The sequence below is a fragment of the Paenibacillus vandeheii genome, assembly GCF_030433635.1.
Taxonomy (GTDB): Bacteria; Bacillota; Bacilli; order Paenibacillales; family Paenibacillaceae; genus Paenibacillus; species Paenibacillus vandeheii.
The window spans coordinates 277,252-289,932 of the sequence record NZ_JAROCD010000003.1 but is presented as its reverse complement, the minus strand read 5'-3'; the positions used below and the strand labels follow the sequence as shown (position 1 = coordinate 289,932).

Genomic DNA, 12,681 nt, shown 5'->3' with positions numbered 1-12,681 from the left:
GCTTCGCGAAGGGCGGGAGCTGTTGCGCCTGGGGCGCGGTGGGCAGCGCTTCGCTCCCTGCCCGGCTCCCTGCTCCGCTCCGCGAAGGGCGGGAGCTGTTACTTCCGCAGAAGGTCTAATTCTTCTGCGGTTAACTCGCGGTAGCTGCCGATTGCCAGATCGGCATCCAGCTCCAGGTCACCCATGGCTACGCGTTTCAAATACACCACGCGCTTGCCCACAGCCTGGAACATTCTTTTCACCTGGTGGAACTTGCCTTCATGAATAATCAATGAAATGGAAGAGAACACACCCTCTTCCGTCTCCTCACGATGAAGGACAGTCAGTTCCGCAGGCAATGTTTCATATCCATCATCCAGCTGAATACCCGCTCTGAAACGTTGGACATCTTCTTCATCAACGTTCCCCAGCACACGGGCTTCATACGTCTTGGGTACATGTTTGCGGGGGGATAACAAAACATGCGCAAGTGGACCGTCATTCGTTAGAATAAGAAGCCCCTCTGTATCTTTGTCCAGTCGTCCCACCGGGAATGGATCGAAGACACGATCTTCTTTACGCAGCAGGTCAATTACCGTTTTATCCCGATTATCTTCAGTTGCCGACACCACGCCAGGTGGTTTGTGCAGCATCAGGTAGATCATTTCCCGATACATGATCCGCTCTCCGTCAGCTTCAATCACGTTTACGTCCGGATTGACCTGCACACCGCTATCTTTCACCGGTTTACCGTCCACACGAATTCTGCCCTGCTTTACCATCTTTTTGAGTTCACTTCGTGACCCCACACCCATATGGCTCAATATTTTATCCAGACGCAGCGTTTGTTTGCCTTTTCCATTCATACCGATGTCCACCTCCAGCCTGCCGGATATTCATTCTTCAGTACACCATCCAGCCATTTCCCCCAGCCGGCAGCGAAACCATCCACACATACCAGTACATAACCTTTGGCTGCCGTATCTGCTTTGCGTTCTACACGCGATTCTTCGATGTTCAACGTCTCTCCCTTGAGGTACCTTACGGCTTCTCCGTTAGCTGATGATAGATTGATGAATCGCTGCGCCTCTGTTGTATGCAATGCACATGCCAGCGGATGAGAGGGCACAAATCGCCCATTCTTCACGTTACCCATAAACCAGCCTGGCCGTATAACCTTGAGCCCTTCCAGACGAGCAGCACCCACAGAAGATTGATACACCCGATCGCCGTAATACACCGTTTCTCCAGCAAGCTCGATTTCCAGATTTTCTTGTACAAATTGAGCATATACCGTTCCCGGATCGACACTCGCCTGGTCGACTCCTCGTTTCTGACCCCGTTCGTTTTTGCGGCCACCTCGTTCGTTTCCTTTACCCGGTTTTCCCTGAGTCCTGCCACCACGTGAACTCCTGTCATTGTCATTACGTTCCCTGGATTCGGTTCTCATAAGACGTTCCCGTTTCCGTTCTTCTTTCGTAAGAGGTGGGGATACATGGATAGATCGGTCCTCGGATTCCCCGGGATGCGTGAAATCTCCATCAACTTCAACTGCTTGTCCAGTCTGGACTTCACTGTTCGCTTCACGACCTGCGTCTTCTTCGGCCAGAGATTGCGCACGATGCTGCAATACAGCAACATAATGTCCTTCCCCCTCCAACAGATGAGGCCATAACCTCGCAGTGCCGCGTGTTTGGTCCAGCACAGATTCTGTCTCTTCTGCTGTCTCAGGCAGCATCTGACGCACCCAATCCGGGCGCCCTGGAGCAAATCCTGCAGTAGCAGGGATGTCATTCACCACAAAATCAGGATTGATGTTCAGAAACTCCGCAATCATCGCTTCATTTTCCTCTGGTGCAAAAGTACATGTGGAATATACGATCGTTCCTCCTGGAGCAAGAAGCTTGGCTGCCGTCTCCAAAATATCGCGCTGCATCAGCACACATTTTTCCACCGAATGATGTTCCCAGGATTTCACCATGTCCTCATCTTTGCGGAACATGCCTTCACCCGAGCAAGGAGCATCGATTAACACTTTATCAAAATAATGAGGGAATGCCTTCGCAATTCGCTCAGGTGACTCGTTCAATACAACGGCATTACGTACCCCATACAATTCCACGTTTTTGGCGAGTGCCTTCGTTCGTTCCCCATGGATATCATTCGTAACAAGTACACCTTTCCCCTGAAGCTTGGCTGCGATTTGGGTTGTTTTCCCGCCAGGAGCCGCGCACAAATCAAGCACACGTTCCCCAGGCTGCACATCCAACAATTCAACCGGGGCCATGGCGCTTGGTTCCTGAATATAATACAAGCCTGCATGATAATAAGGATGTAACCCCGGCTTAACCCCGTGAGGCACATAAAAACCCGTTCCGCACCACGGAATGGGTCGCATATCAAATGGAGCAATTTCCTTGAATTGTTCCAGCGATATTTTCAGCGTATTCACTCTCAGCCCCGCATGTGGCGACTGCTCATAAGATTTCATAAATTGTTCAAATTCATCGCCTAACAAGCTTTTCATTCGCTCGGCAAATATCGAAGGCAGCTGTACAGCCATAATCCCACTCATCCTGTCTTGTTAAAATTGCATATAGTTCTATGTTATCATATCCGGGCATGGCTTTCCTATTGATTCATCGTATTCCACTACAGCGTGTAATGTAGTATAATGGCAAGTAGATTGATTGATGTGCAAAAATTCGGGTGTTTATGCATATTATCCCATCCTGTATTTTTGCCAAAACTATATTTCGATATGATCGATGGGGGATGTCTTAATGAAATCCAAGAAGAAAAAGAAAAGTGCTGCGATCCTTATTTTCCTGGGTGTTTTCATCGTAATGATTGCCGTACTCGTTCTGGTGAATCAGCAATCCAAGAAACAGATGGATAGCGTGCAGAATGCCTATGGCATCGCCGCATCCAAGCTTAATCCCGCAACACGCGAATTGCTGGACGATCCGAACTACCAACAAATTATTTTGCCTGATGATCTGAAAGCCAAAATGGATAACAAAGACAGCTTCTTTGTCTATTTCTTTGCCTCCGACTGCTCACACTGTCGTGCGACAACACCTCAGCTGATGCCACTGGTGGACAGTGAAGGTATCAAGCTTCCTCAGTTCAATTTGCGCGAATTCGATTCCGGCTGGACTGATTATAACATTGAGTACACGCCAACTCTGGTATATTATCAGGATGGTGTGGAGAAAGACCGCATGGTTGGCGGACTTCAGGAAAATGGCAGTGACAACGGTTATACTTTGGATGATTACAAGCAATTTTTCGAAAAATATAAAGGCAGTGCCACTCCATCGGCAAGTTAATCGTATATCCCTACAATATCGAACACCCCGGCCAATTCCTCTAGAGGAGCGGTCGGGGTGTTTTTTATCAGATCATATGTTTGACACTATGTTAATGATCCAGTGATGATGACTTTCCATGACAAGCTTACTCGCTCTGCAGGTCCTGTTCCTGCTGCAATGCTTTCATCTTCTCTTCATAGATTCGTCCACGTGTAGGACTTCGACGTTGGGGAATATTGGGCTTCAGTTCAAGAGCTCGTTCCTGAATCTCCCGGATCAGCACCTCATCCTGAATCTGAATGTGCAGGTCTCTGTAAGGAAATTTCTGAGGCTCAGCACCCGAAAGTCCTTCCACTAGTTCCTGTACTTCTTGCACTAACGGCCCAAGGGCAATGCCTCGCGAAGTTTCCGGATAGGACTTCAGCAGATCTACCGAACTCTGTAACATCATGCGCCCTCCGCGAAAATTAGCATTCCTGAAATGATACAGCCCGACTGCGATTTGCAGTAATCCTTTGTACAGTGAATCCCGATCCCGTTCAAGCCACAACTCTTCCAATACCTCATGGCATTCAAAGTAGTCCTGATCACGATTGAAATAGATCAGATAGTCAACATACAGCGGCTCATAGCTGCTCATCCGGGTTTTCGCCCTTTCTAGCCGCGTTCAGAAGTGCTTTTACATCATCCAAAAGGTCTTTCAACCCTTCCATATCATGACGCTCCCAGCAGTCATTGAAGCGCTTTTGTGCCTCTATCGCTTCGTTCACGAGGTGGTAGAAATACAACTGATGTATGATGTTCAGCGTTCTAGATACGATATTGGAATCATCCTCAAAAGCCTTTTGCGCCTCCAGAATTTGCAGACGGATCGCCGACATTTCATTATCGAGTACAAAAGCAGCTTCAGCCGTTTTTTTCAACCTTGCCCGCATATCATCGGGCAGACTCTCCCGAAACTTATAACTCAAGGAGTGTTCAATCGTAGCCCAGAAGTTCATCGCCAGCGTCCGAATCTGAATCTCGGCCAGCACGTTCTTCTGTCCAAGGGCTGTTTGAACAGGATACTCAATAATCATATGGAAACTGCGGTAGCCGCTCTCTTTGAAATTGGTGATATAATCTTTCTCGATTAATACCGTCAAATCCTTACGACCGCGAATATACTCGGCTACCCGCCGAATATCATCCACAAACTGACACATAATGCGGATACCTGCAATATCCTCAATGCCCGTTTCCACCTGATCAAGCGGCACATTCAGGCGTCTGGATTTCTCCAGAATGCTGGATATTTTTTTGACACGCCCGGTAACGAATTCGATCGGGGCGTATTCTTCCCTTTTCTTAAGCTCCGCCCGCATCGTTTTAAACTTAACTTTCAATTCCTCTACCGCTTGTTCATAAGGAAGTAAAAATGTACCCCAGTCTCTACCGTCCATGCTTATGCCTCCTGTCTCTATAGCTTCCCCTGTTCTTATCCATTATACATGATGTTAAGCGGGGGGAAGAGTCCCGTACGACATTACCCTCTTCCACGCTTCTAATTTTCAAATTCGGGGAACTCCGAAACATTACTTAACGATGCGCTGCACCGACAGCTTCCGAAATATGACTGTAACCGTCTTTGCGCAGCAGCTCACGCAGTCCGGCATGAATGCGCCGATTCACTTCAGGTCCTTCATAGATCAATGCTGTATATATTTCCACCAGGCTGGCTCCAGCTTTAATCTTTTCGTAAGCATCTTCGCTTGTGAAAATGCCACCCGATCCGATGATCGGCAGTTTGCCTTCAGTCTGGCGATAGATTTGGCGAATGATTTCCGTGGAACGGTCACGCAGCGGCTTTCCACTTAGTCCACCCGTCTCTTTGGCATGCTGATGAGAAAGACCGTCTCGGCTGATCGTGGTATTCGTTGCGATAATACCGGCGACCCCACTATCTGCAATAGTACTCACCATATATTCAAGCTCCTGGTCATTCACATCTGGTGCAATTTTGACCAGCACCGATTTAACGGCACCGCCCGCTCTTTTGCGCTGTGTCTCCATCTCATTCATGACAGCAGCAAGCAATTCCTTCAATTCATTCCCATGTTGCAGATTACGCAAATCCGGTGTATTTGGTGAACTTATATTCACCACAAACAGGTCCGCATAATCGTACAGCGCCCGGATGCATTTTTCATAATCCAAATGCGCTTCTTCATTGGGTGTCGCCTTATTTTTACCTATATTTACGGCCACTGGAATTCGGCGCTCCGTGAGACGTGCCAATTCACCCGCCATCGCTTCGGCTCCGAGGTTATTGAAGCCCATCCGGTTCACCAATGCCTCATCGGGAGGCAAGCGGAATAAACGCGGCTGGTCGTTGCCAGGCTGTGCGAGCGGTGTGACTGTGCCCACTTCCATGAAGCCAAACCCGATGGAAGAAAAGCCCGTTACAGCCTGTCCGTTTTTGTCCAAACCGGCAGCAAGGCCTACAGGTGTAGGAAAATGGCAGCCAAACATATCTACAGCCAGATCCGCTGTTTCACGCACGCCATACATGACACGCAAGCCGGAAGGAACCGGGCGAATACTCCCCATTCCGCTGAGACCGCCGATAATTAAATGATGGGCCTGCTCAGGGTCCATTTTGAACAACAAGGGTTTAGCAAGACTTCTGTATAACAAATCACTCACTCCGTTCTGGTCCGGTACGCTGAAAAAACTGCTTTCCGTCTTTTTCATATGTAAAAAAACACTCTATACACAAGTCTATCCGTTTCTTCTGCAAAAGGAAAGTAGTTTGAGCATAGACAGAAGCTTTTTGCCTAAGCCCTAAGAGCTCACAAGAAATCCACCCGCCTACTGGAAATGACGAGTTGAATTCTTTACAATGGGAGCATGGCTACATCGATATTAGCCTTATTCCATGAAGGAGGAACAGCCCATGGCTCCCAAACGCAAACCACCTACTTTGCAGCAAAAGAAAGATGAGGTCAACCGGAAAGCCATTATTTGGACGGCAGCCAGCGTCGGTGGACTGATCATTATCATTGGTGCGCTTATTATTATCGCCAACCTGTAAATGCTCCAACCGACTGTTTTTTGCATCTACATACCAATCCAGCATGGATTTTACGTTTTCTTCGGTCTGAATCACTTGTTTTCCGTTTAATTCAACCAATGATACGTCTTATTCGGATTACTTTGCTTGGGAACAAGTGTGTACCGGTAGCGATCCTTTGCTTCTGGAATAACAGCTGTCTCTGGCAGCAAATCTTTCCCAATGCGTACCGGAGTTCCCTGAGGAGCAAGCGCAAACAGCTCTTCCACATCTTCAGTACTCATCCTTACACATCCAAGGGATTCATCCAGCCCGATACTGTTTGGCTCGTTGGTCCCATGGATGGCATAATTCGTGTCAGATAACTGCATTCCTCTACTCCCAAATTCGCCGTTGGAGCGACCATTTGGATTAACCACCTTGTCTGAAATCACAAATGAACCCTCTGGCGTGCGATCTCCCCCAAGGCCCACCTCGTAATTACGAATAATCGTGTTACCGCTAATCAGTGCAAGTTTATGCCTGCTCTTGTCCACGATAATCTCAAGCCGATCCTGCAAAAAAGGCTTTCCACCTAACGTATCCACAAATGCAGCGTTTTTGCCTTGCGGCGAATCTGAAATTACACCTGTTCCTCCAGCGGTGTTCTTTCCTTTTCCCTTTTCCCCTTGCTGATGCATGGCCAGTAGTGCCGGGAACATCCGGGTCATACCTGGTGCAGTCTCCCCCAGAATATTATTGGGAAAGGGCTGTGCAAGCTGCGCCACACTTTTTGGCCAGGTTCCATTTTGTTTTTTATATGTAATCATTGCACTCGACAGCGCTGCCGCGGATTCCTGTTTCGCTGTCCAGGCTTGTGCCAGTCGCTTGATCTCCTGCGATACTTCCGGTGGTTCACAGTTACACTGCTTGGCATCATAACTCTGTGCGATTAATTTGCCACCGCTGTTCGTCTGAACAATGTATTTTACCGACATATTTCGCTTCCATATTGTCCAGTTACCAGCGACCTGCATTCCAAGCACAGCGGATGTCTGCACTTTCGGACCAGAGCCCGACCACGCTGCTGCCAATGCAGCTTCACCCTGATTGCCTCCACCGAATGCCGCAGCTATAAACACATTGGAATTCGCTACAGAAGCCGTTTCATCTGCCAGGCTATTCCCTGATTCGTTATCAGAAGAATCATCCGTCGATTCCAACGCGGAGGCCAAGGCATCTGCCGCATCGCGGCTGAAACCAGGAGCGTCTGCAGGCGGCAATCCCGCCAGTACAAGCAGCATCAGCAGGGTGAGCCACATCTTGCGAACACGATGCTTTTTCTCCTTTTGCTCAGCTATTTCGACCAGCTTCTCCTGATAATCCACCCATATATCTGCCGGTGCCTTGCTTCGCTCAAATGCCTCGTATACTTCACCCGCCTGTTGAAAACAATAGTTGGCCTTGGCCTCCTGCCCCTCGCCCAAATACTCTTTGCCAAGCAAATACCAGGCCATTTTATTATCAGGATGTTTCTTTACATATGTTCGTAGATGAGTATTTTGCATCCGATCCTCCATCATTTCGCCTTTTTCCGTTTCTTTATATATCGGCAAAGGATGACAGGAAATCCATAGGACTTGAGTACCCGGATCGAAGCCTCAACATTCGACAAAAAAGCACGTCCTCCCGTCCCAAAGACAGAAGAATGTGCTTTTATGTGTTTCATATGAAAGGAATTAGCCTTCTTTATTGAAAGGTTCATCCGCTACTTTAATGGAGTCCGTTGGGCAGCCGTCGCAAGCATCCTGCATGTCGTCGAACAAGTCATCTGGAATTGCTTTGATCCCTTTGTTGGCATCCCCATCAAAGATTACTTCTGCCAAACCTTCATCATCATAGTCATAAATGTCAGGCGCCGTTGCTCCGCATGCTCCGCACGCAATACATGTATCTTTTTCAACCCAAGTAAATTTGCTCATTACCAATCTCTCCTCCTATTATTCAAAAACGTACAGTATGTTTATCTAGAAACATATTAATACAAAGTAAGAGTTATTACAAATCATTTTAATAGCCTCAAGACTCCATTATGCCCTATTTAATCGAGACTTTGCAAATTATCTTTTTGCAGCGAAGTTCCCCGCACTTTATGATTACGCAGTAATACGGAAGGATCATCCCCCAGCATACCAGCTGTAACGACAGCATTCTCGCCAAATTTGTCACGTAACTGATCCATAATGCGAATCAGATTTTCCTTCTTCGGCTTCTGCTCATATTCAAACAGGTCAAGCTGTATCGCCGACTCCTCACGTGGAATCAGCGTTTGGAGGGTCACACCCAGCATACGAACAGGCTTCCCCCCGCCCCAATGTTTCGCAAACAAAGCACAGGCCTCCCGGTATATGACCGATGCATCCTCAGTAGGCACTTCCATCATCCGCGATCGAGTAATGGTCTTCATATCCGGTGTACGAATCGTAATCTGAATGCCCTGACTGAACATTTCGTGCTTGCGCAACCGTCTGGCAACCTGGTCACTTATATTCAGTAACACCCGATGCACCTCATCCATCTCAGATATATCCGCAGGTAACGTTGTCGTGTGTCCAATCGATTTGTTCGCTTCACGTTCAGCCTGAACTGCTGAATGATTAATACCGTTTGCTGAATTTTTTAACCAAGAGCCATTGATTCCAAACACATCGGTTAACATCCGCTCGTCTGATTTGGCCAGCTGTCCTATCGTTTCAATGCCCAGCTTCTTCAGCTTTTCGGCTGTTTTTTTACCAATGCCAAACATCTCGTTACACGGTCTATGCCACAAAATCTGAGGTACATCTCTCATCCGCAAAATCGAAATGCCATTAGGCTTTTTCAAATCAGAGGCCATCTTGGCAAGCAGCTTGTTGGGTGCAATTCCGATCGAACAAGGCATCCCCAACTCATCCCGGATTCGGTTCTGAATACTCTCTGCAATTTCCAGCGGTGTACCGAACTGTCTGGACCCTGTAATATCGAGGTAACATTCATCGATGGAGGTCGCTTCGAGCAGCGGCGTATAACTGTAAGCTATTTTCATGAATTCTCTCGAATACCTTCGATACAAATGAAAATCCGGTCGAATGACAATTAAGTCAGGACACTTCTTCATCGCTTGATGAACGACCATGCCTGTGGAGATGCCCCTTCTGCGAGCTGTGTACGAACAAGTTACAATGACGCCTTTGCGCACTTCACTACTGCCAGCAACGGCCGTCGCTTTTCCTCTATATAATTCCGGTTCCTCGGCTTCATGTACAGAGCAATAAAAAGCATTCATATCGACATGCAGAATCACTCGTCCGGCGGCAGGATAATATCGATCTACGTTCATGTTATTATTCGTTTGGTCTGAAGACATGATCTACTACCGCCCTTTCATATACACTATTCCTCGAAAAGCATTCTCTTATCTATTATATCAAAATCCCTTATGTAAATATCATTCATATCCCCTTATTTTCGAAGAGATTTAACGATCATTCGAATGTCACCCCACACGGCAACGACCATAATAGCGATCAAAATGAAAGAAATGATTATATTCTCCCAGACAATAGTCATCCTCTTCCCTCCATTTATGCAGAGCAAATTTAGAATCCATATTCAATCCCGGAATAGCTGCATATAGATGAAGCATAACATATTACAAGACTACTGTTTACAACACACTCTACTCTACAATCCATCATTTGTTACACCAAATGGTGAATTCGATGTAGCATTTGGCGATAATGGTGCTATAATAATTAATTATACAAATTCACGATTTTAGGACAAATCTACACTTTGAATTTAATACAGTGTAGCGTTACAGAATCGAAGGATTCGTCACCAATATGATCAACCGTTTTTTAAACACACCATTAAACTTTCTAAAAAAAAGCGCTTCATCTTAAAGGAGGATCTTCATGTCAAAGGCCATCTCCATCTTCGATACGACTTTACGTGACGGCACACAAGGGGAGGGAGTCAGCTTATCGGCAGATGACAAGCTCAAAATTGCCAAGAAGCTTGATGACCTCGGTGCTCATTATATTGAAGGCGGAATTCCCGGCAGTAACACCAAGGACATTGAGTTTTTCAAAAGAGTCAAGGAATTGAACCTGAATGCCAAAATTGTCGCTTTTGGCAGCACGCGCCGTAAAGGCAGCATTGCGAGTGAAGACGCCAATTTGAAGCGCATGATTGAATCAGGTGCTCAGGCAGCGACGCTGGTTGGTAAATCATGGGATTTTCACGTGCACACGGCTTTGCAAACCACTTTGGAAGAAAACCTGTCCATGATCTACGATTCCATTTCCTACCTAAAACAAAACGGCATGGAAGTCATCTTTGATGCAGAGCATTTCTTCGACGGATTCAAGCACAACCCGGAATATGCACAGGCCGTGCTGACCAAAGCCCATGAAGCCGGAGCGGACTGGCTTGTGATGTGCGATACCAATGGCGGAACGATGCCACATGAAGTGTATGAGATCGTATCCACACTGGCTGGGCGCCTTCCACAGGCTCAATTGGGTATTCATACACATAATGATTGTGAACTTGCTGTCGCCAATACGTTAAGCGCTGTACAAGCTGGGGCCAGACAGGTCCAGGGTACAATGAACGGTTATGGAGAGAGATGCGGTAACGCCAACCTCGCTTCCATTATCCCTAATTTGCAACTGAAGCTTGGATATGAATGCGTGTCTGAGGATTCGATGCGACAGCTCACAAATGTGGCCCGTTACGTTAGCGAGATTGCCAATGTAAATATGCCGATCAATCAGCCATATGTCGGAAATGCAGCTTTCGCCCACAAGGGTGGCATCCACGTCTCAGCAATATTGCGTGATTCGCGAACCTACGAACACATCGCGCCCGAGCTTGTAGGGAACAAACAACGTGTACTCGTCTCCGAACTGGCAGGACAAAGCAACATCGTGTCCAAAGCACAGGAACTGGGTCTTGAATTCGATCCGAGCAGTGCCAACTCACGTCAGATCATTGAGAAGATCAAAGATCTGGAACATCAGGGTTATCAGTTCGAAGGCGCCGATGCCTCGCTTGAATTGTTGATTCGTGAAGCCAACGGTGACATGAAAGAATTGTTTACCTTTGAATCGTTCAAGATGCTTGTTGAAAAAGTGGCTGGCAAGTCTGTTGTTTCGGAAGCCTTTGTTAAACTTAACGTAGGCGGGACAAGTGCTTATACTGCGGCTGAAGGCAATGGTCCAGTCAATGCACTGGATAACGCGCTTCGTAAAGCCCTTGTGCAATACTTCCCTTCCCTTGCCAACATGCATCTCTCCGACTATAAAGTACGTGTTTTGGATGAAAAAGACGCTACCGCAGCAAAGGTTCGTGTATTAATTGAATCCAAAAACACCGAAAACACGTGGAATACGGTCGGTGTATCCGAGAACGTGATTGAAGCGAGCTGGGAAGCACTTGTACACAGTTTCCGTTATGCCCTTCTTCAGGAAAAATTGCAGGACGAGCCTGATGTAGTCAACATACCTGCTCACGGACTAAGCAACCATTAATGCATATTTCCCGGAAAATAAAAGAAGCGCCTGTCTCCAATAAACATTGGAAGACGGGCGCTTTTGCTTCTCGCTTGGCTAATCCGCAATTAATTTCTTAATTTTGCGCTCCAGCTCTTTTTCTGGCAGAATCCCCAGGATAATTTCCTGAACGACACCTCTGGAATCAATCAGTACATTCGTCGGAAAGGCTATACCGTTATATTTGGCATACGCTGTTCCGTCTTCATCAAGCAAAATAGGGAACGTCAGTTTGTATTCATCCACAAAGGCTTTGGCATCCCTGATTTTATCGTACGTGGTTACATTCACACCGTACAGATCCAGTTTATCTTTGTATTTTGCTGCCAATGTATTAAGCTCAGGAGCCTCCTGCTTGCACGGTTCACACCAGGATGCCCAGAAACTGACGAAGATGGCCTTTTCCTTGGCTCCACCTACAGAGTAAGTTTTTCCATCCATGGCGTGCAAAGAGAAGGCTGGTGCCAGCAGACCCGCCTTTGGCCCCGTCTCCGTGGGCATCGGCTCCTCTTGCTTAAACACGGCTGCGATTCCGTTGTCTGCATTTTGAGCCAAAGCAATGCCCACCAGCAATACAACACCCAGCAGTATGTATATGTTTCGTTTCATGGCCAGCCACCCTTTTATTTGATCAGCATATCGAACACAAATGCAGCAGATGGTAACGCTTTTTGGATTTAATCAAAAGCCTTTCTTTCATATTGTACCCTGTTCCTTTAAAATTTTACAATCCGGGTCACACAAAATAAAATAAAAAAGG

General features: G+C 47.0%; 12 protein-coding genes. 3 read left to right on the top strand and 9 right to left on the bottom strand.

Annotated elements, in window-relative coordinates; all coding sequences use genetic code 11:
• Nucleotides 1–98 precede the first annotated feature (98 nt).
• Complete coding sequence (locus tag P5G61_RS06910) at nucleotides 99–845, bottom strand: pseudouridine synthase (protein ID WP_301245724.1); 747 nt, start codon at nucleotides 843–845, stop codon at nucleotides 99–101.
• The gene (locus P5G61_RS06905) at nucleotides 842–2,542 is read right to left on the bottom strand and encodes an RsmF rRNA methyltransferase first C-terminal domain-containing protein (RefSeq protein ID WP_301245999.1); all 1,701 of its coding nucleotides are present in this window, start codon (nucleotides 2,540–2,542) and stop codon (nucleotides 842–844) included. Before P5G61_RS06905 ends, P5G61_RS06910 begins: the two co-directional genes overlap by 4 nt.
• A gap of 220 nt (nucleotides 2,543–2,762) precedes the next feature.
• Between P5G61_RS06905 and P5G61_RS06900 the strand changes: the two genes are divergently transcribed.
• Nucleotides 2,763–3,311 (top strand): thioredoxin family protein, encoded by a 549-nt coding sequence (locus P5G61_RS06900; RefSeq protein WP_301245722.1) that lies wholly within the window; start codon nucleotides 2,763–2,765, stop codon nucleotides 3,309–3,311.
• A gap of 127 nt (nucleotides 3,312–3,438) precedes the next feature.
• Here the strand turns inward: P5G61_RS06900 and P5G61_RS06895 are convergent, their stop codons facing one another.
• The 3 genes from P5G61_RS06895 to P5G61_RS06885 all read right to left on the bottom strand — a co-directional run bounded on the left by P5G61_RS06895 (nucleotide 3,439) and on the right by P5G61_RS06885 (nucleotide 5,969).
• Nucleotides 3,439–3,933 carry a DUF309 domain-containing protein gene (locus P5G61_RS06895; protein WP_301245719.1) on the bottom strand — a complete coding sequence of 165 codons (495 nt, stop codon included), beginning with the start codon at nucleotides 3,931–3,933 and terminating at the stop codon, nucleotides 3,439–3,441.
• Nucleotides 3,920–4,735 (bottom strand): GTP diphosphokinase, encoded by an 816-nt coding sequence (gene yjbM / locus P5G61_RS06890; RefSeq protein ID WP_053783647.1) that lies wholly within the window; start codon nucleotides 4,733–4,735, stop codon nucleotides 3,920–3,922. The genes P5G61_RS06895 and yjbM overlap by 14 nt, the downstream gene beginning before the upstream one ends.
• Nucleotides 4,736–4,871: 136 nt before the next feature.
• Entirely contained in the window at nucleotides 4,872–5,969 is a 1,098-nt protein-coding gene (locus tag P5G61_RS06885) for a quinone-dependent dihydroorotate dehydrogenase (RefSeq protein WP_301245998.1), read from the bottom strand.
• A gap of 259 nt (nucleotides 5,970–6,228) precedes the next feature.
• Between P5G61_RS06885 and P5G61_RS06880 the strand changes: the two genes are divergently transcribed.
• Nucleotides 6,229–6,366 (top strand): hypothetical protein, encoded by a 138-nt coding sequence (locus P5G61_RS06880; protein ID WP_162842436.1) that lies wholly within the window; start codon nucleotides 6,229–6,231, stop codon nucleotides 6,364–6,366.
• An 86-nt stretch (nucleotides 6,367–6,452) separates the two neighbouring features.
• On the opposite strand, the gene P5G61_RS06875 is transcribed toward P5G61_RS06880, so the two are convergent.
• The 3 genes from P5G61_RS06875 to P5G61_RS06865 form a co-directional block, all read right to left on the bottom strand.
• Nucleotides 6,453–7,892: a L,D-transpeptidase family protein gene (locus P5G61_RS06875; protein ID WP_301245715.1), complete on the bottom strand. Its 1,440-nt coding sequence runs from the start codon at nucleotides 7,890–7,892 to the stop codon at nucleotides 6,453–6,455.
• A 171-nt stretch (nucleotides 7,893–8,063) separates the two neighbouring features.
• Nucleotides 8,064–8,306 carry a ferredoxin gene (locus P5G61_RS06870; protein ID WP_024629252.1) on the bottom strand — a complete coding sequence of 81 codons (243 nt, stop codon included), beginning with the start codon at nucleotides 8,304–8,306 and terminating at the stop codon, nucleotides 8,064–8,066.
• 119 nt (nucleotides 8,307–8,425) lie between these two features.
• The gene (locus P5G61_RS06865; RefSeq protein WP_301245712.1) at nucleotides 8,426–9,730 is read right to left on the bottom strand and encodes a DNA polymerase IV; all 1,305 of its coding nucleotides are present in this window, start codon (nucleotides 9,728–9,730) and stop codon (nucleotides 8,426–8,428) included.
• A 550-nt stretch (nucleotides 9,731–10,280) separates the two neighbouring features.
• On the opposite strand from P5G61_RS06865, the gene cimA reads away from it, so the two are divergent.
• Complete coding sequence (cimA, locus tag P5G61_RS06860; RefSeq protein ID WP_301245710.1) at nucleotides 10,281–11,900, top strand: citramalate synthase; 1,620 nt, start codon at nucleotides 10,281–10,283, stop codon at nucleotides 11,898–11,900.
• Between the two features lie 78 nt (nucleotides 11,901–11,978).
• Here the strand turns inward: cimA and P5G61_RS06855 are convergent, their stop codons facing one another.
• On the bottom strand, nucleotides 11,979–12,530 hold the full coding sequence (locus P5G61_RS06855; RefSeq protein WP_301245708.1) for a TlpA family protein disulfide reductase: 552 nt from the start codon (nucleotides 12,528–12,530) through the stop codon (nucleotides 11,979–11,981).
• Nucleotides 12,531–12,681: the final 151 nt, after the last annotated feature.

Excerpts from the sequence above, each read along its gene's own strand:
- P5G61_RS06910 (WP_301245724.1), bottom strand. The coding sequence starts at position 845 with ATGAATGGAAAAGGCAAACAAACGCTGCGTCTGGATAAAATATTGAGC.
- P5G61_RS06905 (WP_301245999.1), bottom strand. The coding sequence starts at position 2,542 with ATGGCTGTACAGCTGCCTTCGATATTTGCCGAGCGAATGAAAAGCTTG.
- P5G61_RS06900 (WP_301245722.1), top strand. The coding sequence starts at position 2,763 with ATGAAATCCAAGAAGAAAAAGAAAAGTGCTGCGATCCTTATTTTCCTG.
- P5G61_RS06895 (WP_301245719.1), bottom strand. The coding sequence starts at position 3,933 with ATGAGCAGCTATGAGCCGCTGTATGTTGACTATCTGATCTATTTCAAT.
- yjbM (WP_053783647.1), bottom strand. The coding sequence starts at position 4,735 with ATGGACGGTAGAGACTGGGGTACATTTTTACTTCCTTATGAACAAGCG.
- P5G61_RS06880 (WP_162842436.1), top strand. The coding sequence starts at position 6,229 with ATGGCTCCCAAACGCAAACCACCTACTTTGCAGCAAAAGAAAGATGAG.
- P5G61_RS06875 (WP_301245715.1), bottom strand. The coding sequence starts at position 7,892 with ATGCAAAATACTCATCTACGAACATATGTAAAGAAACATCCTGATAAT.
- P5G61_RS06870 (WP_024629252.1), bottom strand. The coding sequence starts at position 8,306 with ATGAGCAAATTTACTTGGGTTGAAAAAGATACATGTATTGCGTGCGGA.
- P5G61_RS06865 (WP_301245712.1), bottom strand. The coding sequence starts at position 9,730 with ATGTCTTCAGACCAAACGAATAATAACATGAACGTAGATCGATATTAT.
- cimA (WP_301245710.1), top strand. The coding sequence starts at position 10,281 with ATGTCAAAGGCCATCTCCATCTTCGATACGACTTTACGTGACGGCACA.
- P5G61_RS06855 (WP_301245708.1), bottom strand. The coding sequence starts at position 12,530 with ATGAAACGAAACATATACATACTGCTGGGTGTTGTATTGCTGGTGGGC.